Genomic DNA, 19,685 nt, shown 5'->3' on the forward strand with positions numbered 1-19,685 from the left:
CTGGTTCGGTTTGTGGCCGTGGTTGGCCTTCTTCTTCCGGCTGGCCCGTTTCTTGCTGGAGCGTTTCGACATGGGATTCGGCTACCTCTCGGTTTCTCTTGCGGTCAAGCGGTGGTCTATTGCTGGTTGGTCCATGCGGCCAGCCGGGCTCGGGCACGTGAATTGCGCACCAGCGCAGCCGGTCGCGCCGGTCGGGTGCCTTCGTAATAGCTGCCGTTGACGACGGGGGCGCCGGAGGCGCTGTACATCGCAAGCAGATCGGCGGCGTCGTCCATCGGCGCGTCCACGTGACTGCGAAGCTGGGGCATGTCGATTTCGAAGTCGGCCGGGTGCACGCTCACCGCCGTCAGGCCCTCGGGACCGGTCTTGGCGAGCGTCCGCGTGAACATGGTCAGCGCCAGTTTGGATTGCGCGTCGACAGCCAGTGGCGTGTAGATGCCGCGATTGCGGTCCAGATCGGAGTAGTCGATGTTGCCGCTCAGATGCAGCGGAGACGACACGGTCACCACCCGGCCCCGCGCCGCCGCGACGGCGGGCGACAGCGCCGCGATCAAACGCTGCGGTGCGAGGTAGTTGATTTGCAGGGTCGTCTCGTAGCCGTCCGCGGTTCGTGAGCGGCGTTCGCCGCCCGGAACCGAGGCGGCATTGATCAGCGCGTGCAGGCACGGCACCGTCGCGGCCAACGTGGCGGCGAGTTCGTCCACCTCGGTGAGGTTCGAGAAGTCGGCGTGCACGATGTGCAGCCTGGCGACCGGAATGCCGGTCTGCACCAACGCTTCCAACGCCTCCTCGGCGTGTTCTTTGTCGCGTGCGTGCAGGATGACGGCGGCGCCATCGGTGGCGAGCCGTCGCGCGGCCGCGAAACCGAGACGGGTGTCGACGCCGGTCACCATGGTGATCCGAGCCGCGGACAGAGATTCGAACATAGCTCTCCTATCGAGTGAGCGTGCGACCGCCGTCGATCGACGGCAGACGAATCCGCGACGAGTGATCACCGATCAACGCGCGGAGACTTGGAATGCCTACGGCAGCTGCCGTAGGCATAGAGGCGCCCCGTGGCAGTAGAGGACCGGGGCGAAAAGAGGAGGTGTCAAGCCGGACTCGGCGGCTCGTCCTCACTTCCGAAACCGAAAAGTTCCAGCGACGACGGCAACTCGTGCGCGACGCGGACCGAGACAGCACCGGACGACGTGCGTAGAGCACGCAGAACGTCCGGAGTGGGGGTCATAGTCCGATATAAAGGCCTCACGGTAGCCCGGGCAAGGTTCTTCGCTCCGGATTGACGAATCCTTTGCGCTGGAAAATGCCACCGCGCCCGGCTCGCCGTAGCCATGCTGTCGCTGTGGCGTAGGCATCGTTGTGGCACAGCGCCTTGCGAGCGACCGGGTCCGTCCGGATCATGGGTGGGACGTGGTGGTCGATGCCCGGCCGCCGTGAAACCGGTGAATCCCGAGGTAACCAACAGTGAGCATGATCTTGATGTCGGTCGGGGACACGTATTCCACCCTGGCGCAAATCGGTAACCCGACACCCGAGGCGCCGCCGTTGTCGGACAAACTCATGCAGTTCGTCCGGTACGCGACCTGGTTCGCGCTGCTGTCCGGCATCATCAGCATCATCTACGCGGGCGGCCGCTTCGCCTGGGAGAAATGGTCCGGCGGGGCGCTGCAGTCGCCGAAGATGGTGGCGGGCGCGATGATCGGCGGTGTCGTCGCGACGAGCGCGGGCACCATCATGAACGCCGTCGTCGGAAGCTGACCAGAGACCGACCGGTACGAACTTTTTTCGAGCCGTGGTCCGGCGGGCGCTCAGCCCTCCCAAGTCCAGCGCGGCACCGCGCGGATCGGATGCAACTCCTCGTCGGTGCTCGCGTGCGAGTTCTGCTGCGCCACTTCCGCGCCGAACTCCACGTGCGAGCGCACCGCGTCGCGGAACGCCGCCGACTCCAGCAGGCCCGTCTCCTCGAACGCCTCCATATACAGTTCGGCGAAGCGCTCGCGCTGCTCGTCGGTGATCTTCAGGTGCCGGTGCACCGCGATGAGGTAGTCGAACCCCAGTTCGCGGCTGAAGCGATCCGGGCCGCCGAACGATTCGGCGGTGAACCAGGTGAGGTGATCGACGTGGTGCGGGCGACGCTCGGGGAACAGCGACTTCAGCACGGGGTCGGCCAGCACCTTGTCGTAGAAGGCGGTCTCCACCCGGCGCAGCGCCTCCTCGCCTCCGACGTGTTCGTACATGCTCGTCATGGGTGACCTCCCGACTGGCTGCGACTGCTACCCATTAGAGGCCCGTGCGTCGCGGAATGCGCCCGGTTTCGCCGAGAGCGGTTCCGAAATCCGTGGTTTCTCAGGGTGTTTCCCGATTCTCTCGTCCGCGTTCCTGCCACACGATCGATACGACCGGATCGAGACGAGGAGCTGAGATGACAGATCGAGCCAAGGACGAGGCGCTGATCCGCGAGGTGGTGGCGCGCGCCGCGCGGGCGTGGGACGCCAACGACGCGACGGCCTACGCGGCCGAATTCACCGAGGACAGCGACTACGTCGCGTTCGACGGGACGCTGCTGCGCGGACGGGAGGCGAACCGCGCCCTGCACGCCGGGCTGTTCGACGGTGTGCTGTACGGCACCAGGATGGAGGGCACGATCGAGTCGATCCGCTTCCTCACCGGCGACGTCGCCGTCGTGCACCTCACCGGATCCGTGGTGTTCGCCTGGCAGCGCGAGGTGCCCAAGGGCCGACGCTCCCGCAACACCTGGGTGCTCGTGCGCACCGCGGACGGCTGGCGCGTCGCCGCGTTCCACAACACCCGGGTGCGGCCGATGCCGGGGGAAGGGCCGGTGGTGCGGTTGTTCGGCAACTACGTGCGCTGGCGGACCGCACGGGCACGAGCGCACGGGTAGCGGAACAACGTCAAGGCTTCAGATCCGCGCGCCCTTGGCGCGATTGCAGGCACGACAGAGGATCTGCAAGTTGCTCGCGCTGGTGGCACCGCCGCGACTGAGCGGGATGACGTGGTCGAACTCGAGGTAGTGCGCGCTGGCGCATTCGACGCACTTGCCGCCGTCGCGCTGCCACACTTCGGCTTTCACTTCCTGCGGGATGCTGCGCGTGTCGCGCTGGCCCGGCGTGAGCACCAGCCGCTTCGCGACCCGCAGCGCGCCTTCCAGCGCGGCGGCGACGTAATCCGGGTCGGCCACCTCGAAGGTCGCGCCGCCGCGGGCCGAGGTCGCCGCGAGCACCACGACGCCCGCCTCGACGTGTACCGAGACGACCCTCGACCACGGCATCTCCACGCCGGCGCCGGTGCCGACGAAACGCAGTTTCTTGTTGCTGGCGATCAGCCTGCCCTCGGTGACCTTCGGCCCGCGGGCCAGCTGTCGCACATGGGTGGCGACCAGGTCGAGGTGCACCTTCTCCTCCGAGTCCAGGTGCAAGCCGGGCGTGCGGACCACCGGCAGATCGCCCTCGCGCAACCGGCACAGCGTGCGACCGCGGTGCATCCGCCTGCGTAGGTCCTCGATGAGCGGTCCGTTCAGCGCCAGCTCGGCGACGGCGCGTTCGAAGAGGTCGTACTCCGGCTGCTGGATCGCCCCGTCCGCGAACGCGAAAGTGACCAGCCGCTCGACGTAACTGAGCCCGACCTCGCGCAACGCCGTGCGGCCGATGTTCTCGTCGATGCGCTGGTAGCGCAGCGACGCCCACAGCGCCTCCCACGGCTCGCCCTGCGGCCCCGAGCCGATCAGCACCCGCCAGGCCCTGGTGTGCCAGTGGGTGAGGAATTCCTCGATCTCGGCCTCGCAGTACTGGCACGGTGCGGACCCGCCGAACAGCTTGCGCCGCAGAGGGTTTCCGCAGCGTGGGCAGGCGCGCGGGCCCGGTGGCGCGGTGCGGTAGGTTGCCGAGGTCCATTCCGAGCCGTCCCACCAGCGCATGCGGGACGGGTCCTCGGGGTCCGAATGCCAGTCGGCGCGTTCGGGATTCGGTGGCGGCGGTGGTGGCATCGGTTGCCGCGATCGCCGCGTCAGGTCGACGTGCTGGTCGGCGCGCGGCGGTCGGTCCGCAGGGTATGGCTCCGACATCGCGGATCCGCCCGGGCTCGCAGGTTCTCTGGCTCCGGTCGATTCCTGACTCGTCCGTCTGGATGGCGCCGGTGGGTCGACGGGATGGCGTGGCGCGACACTCCCTTGACGCGCGGGGGTTTCCGCGGCGCCGACGTGTTCGGCGCGGTGCGGCACGTCCTCCGGTAGCTGCCGCGCGGGGTAGGGAGCACCCGAAGGCAGGTGCCGGTCGGGTGCGGAGTCGGCGGTCCGCGTGCCGCGTGCGACGGCATCGTGCGCGCCGGACCGCGTGGTGCCACCCGGCTCGTGCACGGCGGGCCGCCGCGCCGGGCGTCGGGGCGACTCGTCGACCGCGACGCCGAACTCGGTGACCAACCCCGCCAGCCCGCTGCTCCAGCCCTGACCGATCGCGCGGAACCGCCAGCGGCCCTCGCGCCGGTAGAACTCGCCGAACATCATGGCGGCCACCGCGTCGGCGTCCTCGATGTCGAAGCGGGCGACCGGGCCGTCGGCGGCGAAGACCGTGACCGTCAAACCCGCTATGTCGCCGAATGTTCCGTGCTCGAGGGAGCCGCTGACCACGATCCGGTCCACCTCGCTCTCGGTGCGCGGCAGCGAGACGCTCAGCCGCGCGGTCCCCGGCGCGGGCTCCTGATCCAGCGTCACCGCCTGTGACACGTGCCGAGGCGCGTTGTAGAACACCAGATCTCGGTCCGTGCGCACCGCGCCCGACCCGTCCAGCAACAGTGCGTGCGCGTCGACGACATGCTCCGACCGCCATGAAACGACTACGGCTAGAAGGGATGTCGGTACCGGCGCGTGCGCGCCCTTGCTCAGTTTCATCGTGCTCGAATATTGCCACGACCCTCCGACACGCCGAATTCGCGAGGTCCGCGCGCGGGCGCGCCGAGGGCGACACAGACCGAGCGGTCCGGGATTTACCGGGGTTCCGGCGTTCGGTCGGGCACAGTATTTCTATGACTACCCCGAAGGGGTCGGGCCGCAAGAAGCAGACCCCGAAGACGACGGGACCGCGCGTCCCCGGCGCCGCCGAGATCCTGGCCGCCGCGCAGACGGCGGTCGAGGCGGCCCAATCGGCCGCTGGTCAGGCGCTGGAGTCGGCGCAGCTCACCGCCGGACACGCCTTCGACGCAGCCATCCGGCTACCACCGGCCTCGGCCCAGCTGGCCGCGCAGCTGCCCGATCTGATCGAGAACCTGACGATGGCCATCGACCGGCTCAACGCGACCATCGACCGGTTGGATCGGACCCTCGCGCTGGCCGACCCGGCCTTCGCCGCCTACGACCGGCTGCTGCCGCGACTGGAGGCGATGATCGCCCTCGGTGAGGACGTGCTCGGCAAGCTCGCCAGGTTGCCGGGCATCGCCATGCTCGGCAAGGTGACCGGATTCAGCGGCAGGCGGCCCGGCGAGGAGGAGCCGCCGCCCGAGCGACCGAAGCGGCGTCGCTGACTCAGCGGACGGCGGCGCGATAGGTGGCCGCCGCCTTGAGGAGCACCTCCCGGAACTCCTCTTCCGGGTCGGAGTCCAGCACGATCGCCCCGCCCGCGCCGATACGCCACTCGCCGCCGTGTCGCACGGCGGTGCGGATGACGATGTTCAGATCCGCGGTGCCGCCGAGCCCGAGGAAGCCGATGGTGCCGGAATAGACGCCGCGCGCCTCGGTCTCCAGTTCATCGATGATCTCCATGGTGCGCAGTTTCGGCGCGCCGGTCATGGAGCCGCCGGGGAAACAGGCGCGCAGACAGTCGATCACGTCGACATCCGGACGCAGCGTGCCGCGCACCGTCGAAACCAGTTGATGCAGCGTCGTATACGTCTCGGTGGCCATCAGCTTCGGCACGTGCACGCTGCCGATCTGGCAGACGCGGCCGAGATCGTTGCGCAACAGGTCGACGATCATCAGGTTCTCGGCCCTGGTCTTCGGGCTGTCGGCGAGTTCGCGGCGCAAGCGCTCGTCCTCGGCGGGGTTCGCGCCGCGCGGTGCGGTGCCCTTGATCGGCTTGCTCTCCACGGTGCGCGCCCGGTCGATCTTGAGGAAGCGTTCCGGTGAGGAACAGGCGATCTCGAGGTCGTCGAAGCGCAGGAACGCCGCGTACGGTGCGGGGTTGCAGCGGCGCAGCGTGCGGTAGAAGTCGAGGCCCTCGGTGTCGGCGGCGACGGTGAGGCTGTCGGTCAGGCAGATCTCGTAGGACTCGCCCGCGTGCAGCCGGTCCAGGCAGACGCCGATGTCGGCGAGATAGCGCCCGCGACCGCGGGTGAGCAGTCCCTCGACCGCCGCGATATCCGAATCTACTTCCAGCGTGGGCGGATTCGACCAGGTGGGCAGGGCGGCGAGCGCCTCCGCGGTGTCGCGCAGCCAGTCCGCGGCCGCGCGCGCGGTGTCGGAGCCGGGATCGGTGAGGGCGAGCAGATGGGTGCGCCCGGCGACGTGGTCGACCACCACGAGCCGATCGGCGAAGATCCACTGCGCGTCGGGTGTCGTTGCGCGGTGCGCCGCGTTCGCGCCGCAATCGGCCTTCACCTCGTAACCGAGATAGCCGACGTACCCGCACGCGAAGTCGAACGGCAGGTCGGGGATTTCGGCGGTGCGCCAGCGCAATTCGGCGGCCAGGTAGTCGAGCACGTCACCCGCGACGGTGCGTCGGCCGCCGTCGGCGGTCTCCACGACCACCGCGCCGTCGCCGACCCGGTACCGGACCACCTCGGCCAGCGGCCCGCTCGCGTCGCCGAGGAAGGAGAACCGGTCGAGCCCGGGTTCGACGTGCTCGCTGTCCAGCCAGAACGCGGTCGGGGAATCCCGGTAGAGGCGAAGGAACGCGGCCTCGGTGTCGATGGCCCGGTCGAGGATCTCGTGGCGCAACTGCCAGGGTCGCTCGGGTTCGCCTGGGCGATAGGGGCTTTCGGTGGACGGGTCGGGCTCCGGCGGTATCCGTCCCGTCTTGATCGAACCGGGGCCGAGGTCGATCGCCGTTCTCTCGGTGGTGAAACCGGACGTGCGTGTCGAATCCTGCGCCGTGCTCGGATCGCCCGGTCTGGTTCTCGCGGCGGCGTCGACCACGGCCCCGCCGCGGGGCGGTCTGGAGCGCGCGAGCGGCATCGCGTTGCGGATCTGTGGCGCGTCGGCGATCGCGGGCGGGCGATGACGAGCCGCGCGGGGTTCGGCACGCTCGACGGTCGCCGTCGCGCCGCGCGTGGTTTGCGCGCCTCCGACCCGTTGCCCCCTGGCGTGTTCGGTCCGTTCGTGGTGCGCCGCCGTGAGTTCGGCGAAATTGCGCAGCAGCGCCGCGCCGTACTCGCTGGCAATGGACTCGGGATGGAACTGCACGCCCCACTGCGGTCTGGCGCGGTGCCGCACGCCCATGACGACGCCGTCGGGGGTGCTCGCGGTGATCTCCAGCTCGGCGGGCAGCGGCCGGATGGCGCTCAGGGAGTGGTAGCGGACGGCGGTGAAGCCCTGCGGAAGACCGGCGAACAGCTCGCGGTTGTCGTGGCCGACCTCGTCCAGATAGCCGTGCCGCGCGATGGGTGCGGGCGCGACGAGACCGCCCGCCGCCACGACGATGCCCTGGTGGCCGAGGCACACGCCGAGCAGCGGGAGTTCGACGGTGGCGATGACGGCAGCGGAAATGCCCACGTCACGGGCCACATCAGGGCGGCCGGGTCCGGGGGAGACGACGATGTTGTCGAAACGGTGCAGGCCGAGCCGGGCCGGGTCGTCCACCTCGTCGTTGCGCACGACCGTCGGCTCGACGCCGTTCACCTCGCTGATCAGCTGATACAGGTTGTAGGTGAACGAGTCGTAGTTGTCGATCAACAGCGTGTGCATGGTGTGCCAAACCCTACGCCTGGCAGGTCGGCACGAACTGTTGTCACGTGCCTTCAGTTGGCGTGGGCGGGTGGTGCAGAATGTGGGGCATGTCTGTTGCGCAACCGGTCGAAGTGGATCGCGACGTCGTCGATTTCGCGATCGTCGGGAAATGGATGGAAGAACAGGGCCTGCCCGGCGGCGCGTTCGAGGAGGTGACTTCGCTCGGCGGCGGCACGCAGAACATCATGCTGCGGTTCCGTCGCGGCGGCCGGGACTACGTGCTGCGGCGCGGACCGAAGCATCTGCGCGCCAAGAGCAACGACGTCATCCGCCGGGAGGCGCGGCTGCTCGGCGCGCTCAGCGGCGCGGGCGTGCGCGCGCCCGAGGTCATCGCCGCGTGCGCCGACGAGTCGGTCATCGGGGCGGTCTTCTATCTGATGGAGCCGATCGTCGGTTTCAACCCGCAGAACGAACTGCCCGAGTTGCACGCGAAGGACCCCGAGATCCGGCGGCAGATGGGACTGTCCGCGGTCGAGGCCATCGCCCGGCTCGGCGCCCTCGACTACCAAGCGCTCGGCCTGACGGACTACGGCAAGCCCGAGGGATTCCTGGAGCGCCAGGTGCCGCGCTGGCTCGGCGAGCTCGAATCCTATTCGGCCAACGAGGGTTACCCCGGACCGCAGATTCCCGGCGTCCAGCAGGTCGGGGAGTGGCTGGATCGCCACCGGCCCGCCGACTGGACGCCGGGCATCCTGCACGGCGACTGCCATCTGGCCAACATGATGTTCTCCTACGAGGGCCCCGAGGTGGCCGCGATGGTGGACTGGGAGATGTCCACCATCGGCGATCCGCTGCTCGACCTGGGCTGGCAGATCGCGACCCGGCCGGAGCCCGGCACCACCGGCGCGGCGCTGGTCGGCAAGCTCGGCGCCGTCGGCGGTCTGCCGACCCCGGAGGAGATGGTCGAGCACTACGGCCGGTTCTCCGATCGCGACCTGAGCCACGTCACCTGGTACACCGTGCTGGCCTGTTTCAAGCTGGGCATCGTGCTGGAGGGCACGCACGCGCGCGCGTTCGCGGGTAAGGCGCCCAAGCAGGTCGGCGACTTCCTGCACGCCATCACCCTGGAGTTGTTCGAGCGGGCGCACCGCCTGATGGAGTGATGGACCGGATCTCGACGAAGCCTGGCCGTATATGGGTGGAAATCCATATGCGGCCAGCTCTAGTTTCGACGCATGCCGATCGTTCCCGACGTGAAGAACTGGACCTGGGTCTTGGAGCGCGCCTGTCCCGAGTGCGGTTTCGACGCCGCCGCCATCGATTACGAGCAGGTGCCGTCGCTCGCGCGCGACAGCGCCGACCGGTTGCGCGCGGTGCTGGACCGCCCCGACGCCCGGCAGCGTCCGGACGAGTCGACGTGGTCGCCGCTGGAGTACGCGGCCCACGTGCGCGACGTGTGCCGGATCTTCGCCTACCGTGCCGCGATCACCGCGCGCACCGCCGCCGTCGATCCGCGGGTGCCCGCCTTCGACGCGCGCGGACTCACCCCGGAGGAGACACCGGACGGTTTGCCGGTCTTCTCGAATTGGGATCAGGACGAGACTGCGATCGCCGACCGCTACGACTCGCAGGAGCCCGCCGCGGTCTCGGGTGAACTGGCGCTGGCGGCCGAGGCGGCGGCACGCGCGTTCGAAGTGGTGCCGGCGGCGGATCGCGGTTTGCGGGTGCGTCGCGGCGACGGGTCGATCTTCACCGTCGACTCGCTGGCGAAGTACTTCGTACACGACCTCGTCCATCACGTACACGACGTGCGCGGCTGAGAACGAGTGCCAATTCTAGAACGTGTTCGGGCATCGCGCCGTGCCGCACCGATGAATTTCCCGATCGGTACTAGAACGCGTTCCACTTTTCTCGTACTGTGGGTGCAGTCACATTGAAGCACTGTGCACGCGAGAGGTCGACAGGAATGAAGACGAAGGGCGCGATCCTGTGGGGGATCGACGAGCCGTGGTCGGTGGAAGAGATCGAGATCGGTGACCCGGTCGCCGGCGAGGTGCAGATCCGGATGGAAACCGCCGGTATGTGCCATTCGGATCACCACATCGTCACCGGTGCGACACCGATGCCCGCCTTCCCCGTGATGGGCGGCCACGAAGGCGCGGGCGTGATCACCAAGCTCGGTCCGAACGTGCCGGGCGATCTTCAGGTCGGCGATCACGTCATCCTGTCCTTCATCCCGGCCTGCGGCCGCTGTCCGGCTTGTGTCTCGGGCAATATGGCCCTCTGCGATCTCGGCGCGGGTCTGCTGCTCGGACAGGCGATCAGCGACGGCACCTACCGCATCCAGGCGCGCGGCCAGAACGTCATCCCGATGTGCCTGCTCGGCACCTTCGCGCCGTACATGACCGTGCACCACACCTCGGTGGTGAAGATCGACCCGACCATCCCGTTCGAGGTGGCCTGCCTGGTCGGCTGCGGCGTGCCGACCGGATTCGGCTCCTCGACCCACGTGGCCAACGTGATGCCCGGTGAGACCGTGGTGATCGCGGGCATCGGCGGCGTCGGCATGAGCGCGTTGCAGGGCGCGGTGCTCTCCGGTGCCTCGAAGGTCGTCGCCATCGACCCCAACCCGTGGAAGCGGGAACAGGCGCAGAAGTTCGGCGCCACCCACACCTACGCCAGCATGGCCGAGGCGATCATGCCGCTGATGGACGCCACCGAGGGGCGGATGGCCGAGAAGGTCATCCTCACCATGGGCGAGATGCACGGCGACTACATCGAAGAGGGCCTGATCCTCACCGCGAAGGCGGGAACTCTGGTGGTCACCTCTATGGGCCGCATGGATGCCGGTGACGTGAAGATGAACAGCTTCCTGCTGTCCATGCTGCAGAAGACGGTGAAGGGCTGCATCTTCGGCGGCGGCAACGCCCGCCAGGACGCGCCGCGCCTGCTCGCGCTGTACAAGTCCGGCCAGCTCAACCTGGACGACATGGTGACCCGCAGCTACAAGCTGGAGGAGATCAACCAGGGCTACCAGGACATGTTGGACGGCAAGAACATTCGCGGCATCATCCGCTACACCGAAAACGACTGGTAGGTCGTCGGACGACCCGCTCGGCGAGCCGGACCGCGGCCTGGGTGACCAGAGCGCGCGGGATCGGTTCGCCGAGCGGGGGTTTCAGATCTTGCAGCGCAGCAGAGCCTCGCGGAGGTTGCGGCTGCGCACGTCGTCGAGGACGGCCATGCCGAGGCGGTTCATGGTGTAGCCGAAGCCGAGACCGGTGCTCGGGTCCGCGAATCCGAAGGAGCCGCCGAGGCCCGTCGTGCCGTAGGCGCGTTTGTCGGAGCCGAATCGGAACGAACCGCGGGACTTGCGGAAGCCGAGATGGTAGCGACTCTTGGTGTGCAGCACCAGGTCTTCGGCTGGCACGTCGTCGGCGGTGTCGGCTGCGGCGAGCAGGTCGAGGAGGTCGTCGGCGATGGGCAGCGCGCCGGTGCGCGCCGCGGCCGCGCCGTAGATCTTGGCCAGCGATCGGGCGTTGCCGACGCCGCCGTGGCCGGGCGACTCGACTCCGAGGAATTCGCGGCGGGTCGCTCGCGCGGGCGCGCCGCAGCGCGGATTGGTCAGCGCCGCATGCGAATGTCCGCGTTCCAGGAAGACCTCGGCGCCGATGCGCAGCGGCAGATCGCGCTCGTAGCGCAGGATGTCCAGGCCCTTGGTGGCCGAGAGCACCGCGACGCGCTCGATCGGTTCGGCAGCGGGCAGGCCGATGAAGAAGTCCAGGCCGAGCGGCTCGGCGATGTCCTCGGCGAAGACGCGGCCGAGGGTGCGGCCCAGCGGATCGACGCGGCGCACCAGCTCGCCTTGGTAGAGGCCGAGGGTGATCGCGTGATAGCCGTGCCGGGTGCCGGGCTGCCACGCGGGCTTCTGTGCCGCGAGAATTTTCGCGAGCCCGTCCATATCGGCGAGCTGGGACAGTTTCACCACGGTGTCGAGTCCGGAAAGACCCGCCTGGTGATCGATGAGCTGGCGCACCGTGATCGCGCCCTTGCCCTGCGCGGCGAACTCCGGCCAGTAGTCGGCGACCGGCTTCTCGTAGTCCAGGACGCCCTTGGAGACCGCCGTCGCGACCACGAACGCCGCCATGCCCTTGGTCGAGGAGAAGACCGGCACGATGGTGTCTGGCTCCCACGGCTCGACGCGGCGCCGATCTCGGTACCCGGCCCACAGATCGACGACGGGGCGATCGCCCGCGAAAACGGCGACGGCCGCGCCGATTTCGCCGTGCCGGGAGAAATTGCGGCGGAACGCGTCGGCGACCGGACCGAAGCCGGGGGCCACCTCGCCGTGGATCGTGGGTTCGCTCATGCCTGCGCCTCGCTGGCGCTCGGCTCCGGCATGCGCGATGCACGCTGGCACATGATTCGCTCACTGCGTTCGCTCATAGTGAGTCGATGGTACCGGCGGTACCGAGATCTCTCGGAGGCTCCCATTCATCGGATCGATTTCCAGTGGCGGTACTACCGCGCCGCCGCGGTCTCGTAGGCTCGTTTTCGTGCGTTCACTCGAACAGATCCAGGACTGGCCGGTTCGACACGCGGCGGCCGGTGTGGTCACCGGCGCCGGCGCGGTTTCGCAGGGCGATGCCGAGCGCGTCTTCCCGCTCGCCTCGGTGACCAAGCCGCTGGTCGCCTACGCGGTACTAGTCGCGGTGGAGGAGGGCGCGATCGAGCTCGACCAGCCCGCGGGCCCCCCCGGAGCAACCGTCCGGCATCTGCTCGCGCACACCTCCGGTCTCGCCTTCGACACCACCGACGTGCTCGCCGAGCCGGGCGCGCGCCGAATCTATTCGAGTTCGGGATTCGAGGTGCTCGCCGAATTCGTCGCGGACCAGACCGGAATCGCGTTCGACGAATACCTGCGGGACGCGGTGTTCGAACCGCTCGGCATGAAATCCTCGGTGCTCACCGGGCCCGCCGGACACGCGTGCAAGTCCTCGGTGGCGGACCTGCTGTTGTTCGCCGCCGAACTGTTGAACCCGCGGCTGATCTCGGCTCGGACCCACGCCGAAGCCATCACCGTGCAGTTCCCCGGCGTGAACGGCATCCTGCCCGGATACGGCTCGAAGCGGCCCAACGACTGGGGCCTCGGATTCGAAATCCGCGACGCGAAATCCCCGCATTGGACCGGCGGAGCGAACTCCCCGCGTACCTATGGGCATTTCGGCCAGTCCGGCACCTTCTTATGGGTCGACCCGGAAATCGGGGTGGCGTGTGTCGCGTTGGCGGACGAGAATTTCGGCGACTGGGCACGGGAGGTGTGGCCGGTACTGAGTGATGCGGTGATCGCCGAAGCGAGACTCGCAAGCAACACACTCGCGAAGTAACATACGTAACTTCGGGCACTCCAGTACACTCAGGCAACGCCAGCTGGACGAGTCGTTGGGGAAGACGTCCCTCGTCGAAGCTGGAGGTATCGGTGGTGCGCGCATCGAGTCAGTTCGCGGACGCGACGGCGGGTGTGGTGTGGATCCACTCGTCGCCCGCCGCGCTGTGCCCACACGTCGAGTGGGCGCTCACCTCGGCCCTCGGTTCCCCCGCCAAACTGCGCTGGACCAACCAACCGGCCGACGGTCAACTGCGCGCGACCAGCGACTGGATCGGGCCCGTCGGCACCGCCGCCCGAATTGCCCAGTCGTTGCGGTCTTGGCCGGTGCTCCGGTTCGAGGTCACCGAGGATCCGAGTGACGGGGTCGACGGCGAGCGGTACAGCTTCGTGCCCGGTTTGGGCTTGTGGCACGGATCCACCAGTGCGAATGGGGATGTGACGCTGGGGGAGATGCGGTTGCGGGCGATGCTGCAGGCGGCTCGGGAGCTCGGGAAGTACTCGGCTTACGACCTGGCGTCCGAGATCGATCGTGCGCTGGGGACGGCGTGGGATGAGGATCTGGAGGTCTTTCGGTCCGGGGATGGTGGGGTTGGTGCCGAGGTCACTTGGTTGCGTCGGGACGTGGGGTAGGTCTTCGGCTCGCGAATCGGTTTCCGCTGCTTGGGTTTCGGTGGTGTGGTCGTTGAGATCGGTGGTTCTGGGGGCCTTCTGTCGACGCTCGGCTTGCCAAAGTGACGTGGGGGTGTGGGTGTCGTCCGGGAAAGTGCTCGCGAATCAGCTGTCTTCGGTCTGCTGCGAACTCACTTGCTGGGTCGGAGCAGGGGATTTCGACCTCGGCGCGGATCGCACCCAGGGCCATGTCATCAAGGCCCATACGACGAGCAGGATGACGGCGACGGTCCCCCAATACCACGGCCACGGGCCCAGCACGTCGAGCAGCGACGGCGTCGAAGGCTTTCGGTTGACGAACCCGTAGTTGGTGTCGGCGAGGGAGTTGAAGACGAAGGTGACCGCGACCCACACCACGGTGACCGCCACGGCGAACCAGTAGCTGCGCCAAGTCGGGTGCATGCCGATGCCCCAGGTCAGGTAGATGGCGGCCCAGACCACGGCCAAGTGGATCGCCCAGAAGGCGAGGAACTCGTAATGCGGGAATTCGGGGCTTTCCAGGGCAGGTGAGATGAGCGCTTGGGTGCTCAGGGTGAGGCACCAGTAGTAGGTCAGTGCGTAGGCCCAGCGCTGGTGCGTCACCAGCGCGTACCCGGCGACCATCGTCGCGAGATCGGTCAGGCGTAGCGGAACCGAGCGGCCGATGGTGGGCGGGAACAGCGTGGAGAGGTAGATCGCCAGATACAGCCCCAACGTCACCGCGCCGAACGCGCGGCTGAAACGGCGTGCGGCGGAAGGGTTCTGCTTTCGCCCGATGACGACCACCAGCACCGCGCCCACCGCGAACACGGCAAGCACGATCCAATGCGACAGCCCGTAAGCGGAGAACTCCCGCTGCGCCGTGGGTGCGTCCACCCGCTCAGTTTAGTGGGGGAGCGGCGGAGACCTGGTCGACGCGCGACGAAGGCGTTCGTCGGCGCGGTGCGGGCCGAGGGCGCGACCGCTGGAGCGTCATTTCAGCTTGCTGAACCCCGTCCGCGTGGTGTTGGTTCAGGCCGCGACCGCGGAGCGTCGGCGGGCCGCGGCGATCCGGCGGCCGATGATCCCCTGCCGCGGTGCGAACAGGTACGCAAGGGTGAACGCGACGCCCTGCACCACGACCACCATGCCGCCGGGCGCGGTGTCGAGGTGGTAGCTGACGTACAGCCCGATCACCGAGCAGAGCGCCGACACGGCAGGGGCGATCAGCAGCATGCGACCGAAGCGGTCGGTGAGCAGGTACGCCGTGGCTCCGGGAATGATCAGCATCGCCACCACCAGGATGACTCCGACCGCCTGGAGCGCGAGGACCGCGGTCAGCGCGAGCAGCGCAAGGAGCGCGGTGCCGAGCAGGCGCGGGCGCAGGCCGATGGCGTGGGCGTGCGTGGTGTCGAAGGCGTAGAGGGTGAAGTCGCGTCGCTTCAGGATGAGGGCGGCGAGCACGATGACGCCGAGGATGGCGATCTGGACGAGTTCGTCGCGGCTGACGCCGAGCAGGTTGCCGAAGATGATGTGGTTCAGGTCGGTTTGGCTCGGCGTTATCGAGACCAGGACCAGCCCGAAGGCGAACAGGGTGGTGAAGACGATGCCGATCGCCGCGTCTTCCTTCACCCGGCTGGTGTTGCGTACCACGCCGATGAGCGCGACGGCGAGGAAGCCGAACACGACCGCGCCCACCGCGAACGGTGCGCCGACGATATAGGCCAGGACGACACCGGGCAGAACGGCGTGCGACACCGCGTCACCCATCAGGGACCACCCGATCAGCACCAGCCAGCACGACAGGGTCGCGCACACGACGGCGGTGACCAGGGTGGTGGCCAGCGCTCGCACCATGAACTCGTAGCGCAGCGGATCGACGAAGAACTCCACGAGCGACATCTCAGCCCGCCTTCGGTAGTGAATCGCGTTCCAGCACATCGAGTCCGAAGGCCAGCGCCAGTTTCTCGGGGCGCAACACTTCGTGAGTATCGCCGTGTGCGAGCACTTTTCGCATCAGCAGGACAGATTCGTCGGCGAGGTCGGGCAGCGCGTGCAGGTCGTGGGTGGAGATCAGGATCGTGGCGCCGTCGACGGCGAGTTCGCGAAGCAGCGTGGTGATGGTGGCCTCGGAACGCTTGTCCACTCCAGCGAACGGTTCGTCGAGCAGCAGAATTGTTGCGCCCTGGGCGATTCCACGCGCCACGAATGCGCGCTTGCGCTGTCCGCCGGACAGTTGCCCGATCTGGCGGTCGGCGAGGTCGGTCAGTTCCACTCGTTCCAGAGCGTGTGCCACGGCTTCCCGATCCGCGCGCCGGGGGCGGCGGGTGAAACCCATGTGGCCGTAGCGTCCGGTCATCACGACGTCGCGGACCGACAGTGGGAAACTCCAGTCGACCGCCTCGCTCTGCGGCACGTAACCGAGCGCTCCGGCGCGACGCGCGCCCGCGGGGTCGGTCCCATCGATGCGGACCGTGCCGCGATCGGGTCGCACCAGACCCATGATCGTCTTGAACAGCGTCGACTTGCCGGAGCCGTTCATGCCGATGAGTCCGCACACGCGCCCGGAACGCAAGCTCAGATCGACGCCGTCGAGCGCGAGCACCTCGCCGTAATGCACTGTGACGTCACGGATTTCGATGCTGGGTGTCATGGCCGTGCTCCCGTCAGCGCCGCGGTGATGGTCTTGGCGTCGTGCCGGATCAGATCCAGGTACGTGGGCACTGGGCCGTCGGCTTCGGAGAGCGAGTCGACGTAGAGCACGCCGCCGAACCGCGCGCCGCTCGCCTCGACCACACGCTGCATGGGGGCATCGGACACGGTCGACTCGCAGAACACGGCGGGCACCCGGTTGGCGCGGACGAAATCGATCGCCGAGGTGATCTGCTGCGGTGTCGCCTGCTGTTCGGCGTTGACCGCCCAGATGTACTTCTCCGTGAGTCCGGCGTCGCGAGCCAGGTAGGAGAACGCGCCCTCGCAGGTCACCAGTGCGCGCTCGTTGGGCGGCAGCGTGGCGAGGGTGCTCACCAGTTCGTCGTGGATCTTCTGCAGTTCGGCCTGGTAGGCGGCGCCTGCGGCCCGGAAGTCGGCGGCATGTTCCGGAGCGAGTTCGCCGAAGGCGCGAATCATGTTGTCCACGTAAATCTTCACGTTCAGCGGAGACATCCACGCGTGCGGGTTCGGCTTGCCCTGATACGCGTCCTCGGTGATCGACATCGGCGTCACGCCGTCGCTGACGACCACGTGCTTCACGTCCACGTCCTCGACGAACTGCGTGAACCACGCCTCGAGGTTCATGCCGTTGTCGAGGATGAGATCGGCCGTCGAGGCCCGGCGAACATCACCCGGGGTCGGCTCGTAGCCGTGAATCTCCGCGCCCGCCTTGGTAATCGATTCGACGGTGAGATGCTCACCCGCGACCTGGCGCGCGATATCGGCGAGCACGGTGAATGTGGTGAGCACCACCGGTTTCTCGTTCCGGTTCGCGGACTCGCCACAGGCGGCGAGCGTCGCGGTCATCGCGAGCGCGCCGAGCAGAGCGGCGAACGCGCGAGCGGTCGTGCGGAACGAGGGGTGGAGCGAGACCTTCACAAGCCGAATGATAAGTTTCGGGTTACCTAAATTTCAAGTTCGAGCTTGCCGAACGCTGCGTAGGCCACATCGCGCCCTACGCATATCCGCAGCCCAGAAGGGTGCTTCTCGTTGATGCCCACATTGGGCTAGCGGAGGCTGCGCCCGGAGGCTTCGGTCGAGGACGACGTCGACCCGCCCGCACCGCTGCTGACCCTCGTAGCCGGAGGTGACGCCGTACTTCGGCGCAGCCACTCCCGTCGCAGATCGAGCGCCGCCCCGGCAATGGGTCGCGAAAGCACGGAGACCGTGCCAGATCCACTGGCACGGTCTCCGTTCTCGAATCAGGTTGTCGACGCGACTACGCCTCGGCCAGCGCGGGCACCTCGTCGGCGCCGTCCTGCGCACCCAGCCGCGGGTACGTCGGATATTCGATGCCCGAGATGTACTGCACCGTCCGCACGACCTGGCACGAATAGCCGAACTCGTTGTCGTACCAGAGGTACAGGATCACGGTGTCACCATCGACGATGGTGGCATTGGCGTCGACGATCGACGCCGCGCGAGAGCCGATGAAATCGCTCGAGACCACGTCGGTGGCCGCGGTGTAATCGAGGTTGCGGCTCAGCGGGCCGGACAGCGAGACCTGGCGCAGGTACTCGAGCACTTCGCTGGTCGTGGTCTCCCGCTCGAGCTGCAGGTTCAGAATCGCGACCGAGACGTCCGGCGTGGGGACGCGGATCGAGTTGCCGGTGATCTTGGCCTTGAAGTCCGGCATCGCCTTGGCGACCGCGGACGCGGCGCCGGTCTCGGTGAGCACGAGGTTGAACGGCGCGGAGCGACCACGGCGGTCGGCCTTGTGGAAGTTGTCCAGCAGGTTCTGGTCGTTGGTGAACGAGTGCACCGTCTCCACGTGGCCGCGGACGATGCCGTACTCGTCGTCCATCGCCTTGAGCGGCGGAACGATCGCGTTGGTCGTGCACGAAGCGCACGAGACGATCTGCTCCGAGAGGTCCAGCCCGCGGTGGTTGACGCCGTGCACGATGTTCGGGACGTCGCCCTTGCCGGGCGCGGTCAGGACGACCTTCGCGATGCCCGGACGCAGGTGCTGCGACAGGCCCTGACGGTCACGCCATTTGCCGGTGTTGTCGATCAGGATCGCTTCATCGATTCCGTAATCGGTGTAGTCGATCGTGGTCGGGTCATCGCTGTAGATGAACTTGATGACGTTGCCGTTCGCGATGATCGTGTCGTTGTCGGCGTCGACCTTGATCGTTCCGTTGAAACTGCCGTGCACCGAATCGCGGCGCAGCAGGGAAGCGCGCTTGGCCAGATCACCCTCGCCGCCCTTGCGCACCACGACGGCCCGCAGGTTCAGCCCGTTACCGGACCCGGTCTTCTCGATCAGCAGACGAGCGACCAGGCGACCGATCCGGCCGAAGCCGTACAGGACCACGTCCCGCGGACCCTGCGGTTCGGCCTTGTTGCCGTCGGTGACGTCGGCCAGCACCGCGGCCGTGAACTCGGGGATCGACAGTCCGCGTTCGTCGGTGCGATAGGCCATGACCAGTCGGCCGAGATCGATCTTGCACGGCCCCAGATCCAGCTGACTAAGCGCTTCGAGGAACGGCAGGGTCTCGTCGATCGACAGCTCCTCGCCCTCGATCTGCCGCGCGAAGCGGTGCGTGCGCAGGATGCTGATCACCGATTTGTTCACCAGCGACCGGCTGTGCAGGAGGATGGTCACCCCCTTCTCGCGATACAACCGCCCAATGATCGGAATCATCGCCTCCGCCGAAGCCTCGTGAGCGTTCCAGCGGTCAAGATGGTCGTTAATCAACACACGTCCTCGGGGTTCCCTCGATCTGTACAACGACCGATGCTATCCAGGGCCGCGCTATCACAAAGCCCCGCTACCCCCCTGTGAGGCGGAGACCACGATGCGTCGGCATCGGCCGACCGGGTGCTGGCTCCGAAACAAGGCCCTCTCAGCTAGGCGGGCTGCGCGTTCTGGGTACGGAACGACACCCGAGGCAGGCGAACTCGGGGCGAGGACGGAGCGCCGCCCGGCGGCATGTCGGCGAACTCGAGGCGGGGGTCCGGGGGCGAAGCCCGCCGGGCGGGGCGTGGGGGGGGGGGGGCACCAAAACAAAAACCAACCAGCAAAAACGACCACCACCCCGAAACCAAGAGACCGCGGGGGGAGGA

Annotated in this window: 18 protein-coding genes; 8 read left to right on the forward strand and 10 right to left on the reverse strand. The window is 67.9% G+C overall.

Annotated features, from left to right (window positions below):
- Positions 1–116: 116 nt before the first annotated feature.
- Positions 117–926 carry an SDR family NAD(P)-dependent oxidoreductase gene (locus AB0H49_RS16480; protein WP_357252087.1) on the reverse strand — a complete coding sequence of 270 codons (810 nt, stop codon included), beginning with the start codon at positions 924–926 and terminating at the stop codon, positions 117–119.
- Positions 927–1,464: 538 nt separating this feature from the next.
- Between AB0H49_RS16480 and AB0H49_RS16485 the strand changes: the two genes are divergently transcribed.
- Positions 1,465–1,758 (forward strand): hypothetical protein, encoded by a 294-nt coding sequence (locus AB0H49_RS16485; RefSeq protein WP_355000675.1) that lies wholly within the window; start codon positions 1,465–1,467, stop codon positions 1,756–1,758.
- 50 nt (positions 1,759–1,808) lie between these two features.
- On the opposite strand, the gene AB0H49_RS16490 is transcribed toward AB0H49_RS16485, so the two are convergent.
- Complete coding sequence (locus tag AB0H49_RS16490; protein WP_357252091.1) at positions 1,809–2,246, reverse strand: hypothetical protein; 438 nt, start codon at positions 2,244–2,246, stop codon at positions 1,809–1,811.
- Between the two features lie 176 nt (positions 2,247–2,422).
- Between AB0H49_RS16490 and AB0H49_RS16495 the strand changes: the two genes are divergently transcribed.
- Complete coding sequence (locus tag AB0H49_RS16495) at positions 2,423–2,902, forward strand: SgcJ/EcaC family oxidoreductase (RefSeq protein ID WP_357252094.1); 480 nt, start codon at positions 2,423–2,425, stop codon at positions 2,900–2,902.
- An 18-nt stretch (positions 2,903–2,920) separates the two neighbouring features.
- Here AB0H49_RS16495 and AB0H49_RS16500 read toward each other — a convergent pair whose 3' ends face one another.
- Positions 2,921–4,903 (reverse strand): TerD family protein, encoded by a 1,983-nt coding sequence (locus tag AB0H49_RS16500; protein ID WP_357252097.1) that lies wholly within the window; start codon positions 4,901–4,903, stop codon positions 2,921–2,923.
- A gap of 134 nt (positions 4,904–5,037) precedes the next feature.
- Here AB0H49_RS16500 and AB0H49_RS16505 point away from each other — a divergent pair, with 134 nt between their 5' ends.
- The gene (locus AB0H49_RS16505) at positions 5,038–5,532 is read left to right on the forward strand and encodes a hypothetical protein (protein ID WP_355000671.1); all 495 of its coding nucleotides are present in this window, start codon (positions 5,038–5,040) and stop codon (positions 5,530–5,532) included.
- A 1-nt stretch (position 5,533) separates the two neighbouring features.
- Here AB0H49_RS16505 and pabB read toward each other — a convergent pair whose 3' ends face one another.
- Positions 5,534–7,909, reverse strand: coding sequence for an aminodeoxychorismate synthase component I (pabB, locus tag AB0H49_RS16510; protein WP_357252100.1), 2,376 nt, complete (start codon positions 7,907–7,909; stop codon positions 5,534–5,536).
- Positions 7,910–7,989: 80 nt separating this feature from the next.
- Here pabB and AB0H49_RS16515 point away from each other — a divergent pair, with 80 nt between their 5' ends.
- The 3 genes from AB0H49_RS16515 (at position 7,990) to AB0H49_RS16525 (ending at position 10,988) form a co-directional block, all read left to right on the forward strand.
- A complete protein-coding gene (locus AB0H49_RS16515) occupies positions 7,990–9,054 on the forward strand; it encodes a phosphotransferase family protein (RefSeq protein WP_357252146.1) in 1,065 nt (354 codons plus the stop codon).
- A 72-nt stretch (positions 9,055–9,126) separates the two neighbouring features.
- Positions 9,127–9,711: a DinB family protein gene (locus tag AB0H49_RS16520; RefSeq protein WP_357252103.1), complete on the forward strand. Its 585-nt coding sequence runs from the start codon at positions 9,127–9,129 to the stop codon at positions 9,709–9,711.
- A 146-nt stretch (positions 9,712–9,857) separates the two neighbouring features.
- The gene (locus tag AB0H49_RS16525; protein ID WP_355000667.1) at positions 9,858–10,988 is read left to right on the forward strand and encodes an NDMA-dependent alcohol dehydrogenase; all 1,131 of its coding nucleotides are present in this window, start codon (positions 9,858–9,860) and stop codon (positions 10,986–10,988) included.
- 81 nt (positions 10,989–11,069) lie between these two features.
- On the opposite strand, the gene AB0H49_RS16530 is transcribed toward AB0H49_RS16525, so the two are convergent.
- The gene (locus AB0H49_RS16530; protein ID WP_355000666.1) at positions 11,070–12,260 is read right to left on the reverse strand and encodes a serine hydrolase domain-containing protein; all 1,191 of its coding nucleotides are present in this window, start codon (positions 12,258–12,260) and stop codon (positions 11,070–11,072) included.
- A 187-nt stretch (positions 12,261–12,447) separates the two neighbouring features.
- Here AB0H49_RS16530 and AB0H49_RS16535 point away from each other — a divergent pair, with 187 nt between their 5' ends.
- On the forward strand, positions 12,448–13,278 hold the full coding sequence (locus tag AB0H49_RS16535; protein ID WP_355000665.1) for a serine hydrolase domain-containing protein: 831 nt from the start codon (positions 12,448–12,450) through the stop codon (positions 13,276–13,278).
- 95 nt (positions 13,279–13,373) lie between these two features.
- Complete coding sequence (locus AB0H49_RS16540) at positions 13,374–13,910, forward strand: DUF3145 domain-containing protein (protein ID WP_355000664.1); 537 nt, start codon at positions 13,374–13,376, stop codon at positions 13,908–13,910.
- 144 nt (positions 13,911–14,054) lie between these two features.
- On the opposite strand, the gene AB0H49_RS16545 is transcribed toward AB0H49_RS16540, so the two are convergent.
- From AB0H49_RS16545 to AB0H49_RS16565, 5 genes are all read right to left on the reverse strand, one after another.
- Positions 14,055–14,804, reverse strand: a complete 750-nt coding sequence (locus AB0H49_RS16545) for a TIGR02206 family membrane protein (RefSeq protein ID WP_357252108.1) — start codon at positions 14,802–14,804, stop codon at positions 14,055–14,057.
- A gap of 135 nt (positions 14,805–14,939) precedes the next feature.
- On the reverse strand, positions 14,940–15,809 hold the full coding sequence (locus tag AB0H49_RS16550) for a metal ABC transporter permease (RefSeq protein ID WP_355000662.1): 870 nt from the start codon (positions 15,807–15,809) through the stop codon (positions 14,940–14,942).
- A gap of 1 nt (position 15,810) precedes the next feature.
- Positions 15,811–16,560, reverse strand: a complete 750-nt coding sequence (locus tag AB0H49_RS16555) for a metal ABC transporter ATP-binding protein (RefSeq protein ID WP_357252112.1) — start codon at positions 16,558–16,560, stop codon at positions 15,811–15,813.
- A complete protein-coding gene (locus AB0H49_RS16560) occupies positions 16,557–17,426 on the reverse strand; it encodes a metal ABC transporter substrate-binding protein (protein WP_357252149.1) in 870 nt (289 codons plus the stop codon). Before AB0H49_RS16560 ends, AB0H49_RS16555 begins: the two co-directional genes overlap by 4 nt.
- A gap of 412 nt (positions 17,427–17,838) precedes the next feature.
- Entirely contained in the window at positions 17,839–19,317 is a 1,479-nt protein-coding gene (locus tag AB0H49_RS16565) for a glyceraldehyde-3-phosphate dehydrogenase (RefSeq protein WP_355000660.1), read from the reverse strand.
- Positions 19,318–19,685: the final 368 nt, after the last annotated feature.

Source organism: Nocardia sp. NPDC050713, from assembly GCF_040654315.1.
Classification (GTDB): domain Bacteria; phylum Actinomycetota; class Actinomycetes; order Mycobacteriales; family Mycobacteriaceae; genus Nocardia.

What these genes read in the sequence shown, in the direction of transcription:
- AB0H49_RS16490 (WP_357252091.1), bottom strand. Translation starts at nt 2,246, where the DNA reads ATGACGAGCATGTACGAACACGTCGGAGGCGAGGAGGCGCTGCGCCGG.
- AB0H49_RS16515 (WP_357252146.1), top strand. Translation starts at nt 7,990, where the DNA reads ATGTGGGGCATGTCTGTTGCGCAACCGGTCGAAGTGGATCGCGACGTC.
- pabB (WP_357252100.1), bottom strand. Translation starts at nt 7,909, where the DNA reads ATGCACACGCTGTTGATCGACAACTACGACTCGTTCACCTACAACCTG.
- AB0H49_RS16500 (WP_357252097.1), bottom strand. Translation starts at nt 4,903, where the DNA reads ATGAAACTGAGCAAGGGCGCGCACGCGCCGGTACCGACATCCCTTCTA.
- AB0H49_RS16480 (WP_357252087.1), bottom strand. Translation starts at nt 926, where the DNA reads ATGTTCGAATCTCTGTCCGCGGCTCGGATCACCATGGTGACCGGCGTC.
- AB0H49_RS16555 (WP_357252112.1), bottom strand. Translation starts at nt 16,560, where the DNA reads ATGACACCCAGCATCGAAATCCGTGACGTCACAGTGCATTACGGCGAG.
- AB0H49_RS16550 (WP_355000662.1), bottom strand. Translation starts at nt 15,809, where the DNA reads ATGTCGCTCGTGGAGTTCTTCGTCGATCCGCTGCGCTACGAGTTCATG.
- AB0H49_RS16530 (WP_355000666.1), bottom strand. Translation starts at nt 12,260, where the DNA reads ATGAGCGAACCCACGATCCACGGCGAGGTGGCCCCCGGCTTCGGTCCG.
- AB0H49_RS16505 (WP_355000671.1), top strand. Translation starts at nt 5,038, where the DNA reads ATGACTACCCCGAAGGGGTCGGGCCGCAAGAAGCAGACCCCGAAGACG.
- AB0H49_RS16495 (WP_357252094.1), top strand. Translation starts at nt 2,423, where the DNA reads ATGACAGATCGAGCCAAGGACGAGGCGCTGATCCGCGAGGTGGTGGCG.
- AB0H49_RS16525 (WP_355000667.1), top strand. Translation starts at nt 9,858, where the DNA reads ATGAAGACGAAGGGCGCGATCCTGTGGGGGATCGACGAGCCGTGGTCG.
- AB0H49_RS16560 (WP_357252149.1), bottom strand. Translation starts at nt 17,426, where the DNA reads ATGACCGCGACGCTCGCCGCCTGTGGCGAGTCCGCGAACCGGAACGAG.
- AB0H49_RS16520 (WP_357252103.1), top strand. Translation starts at nt 9,127, where the DNA reads ATGCCGATCGTTCCCGACGTGAAGAACTGGACCTGGGTCTTGGAGCGC.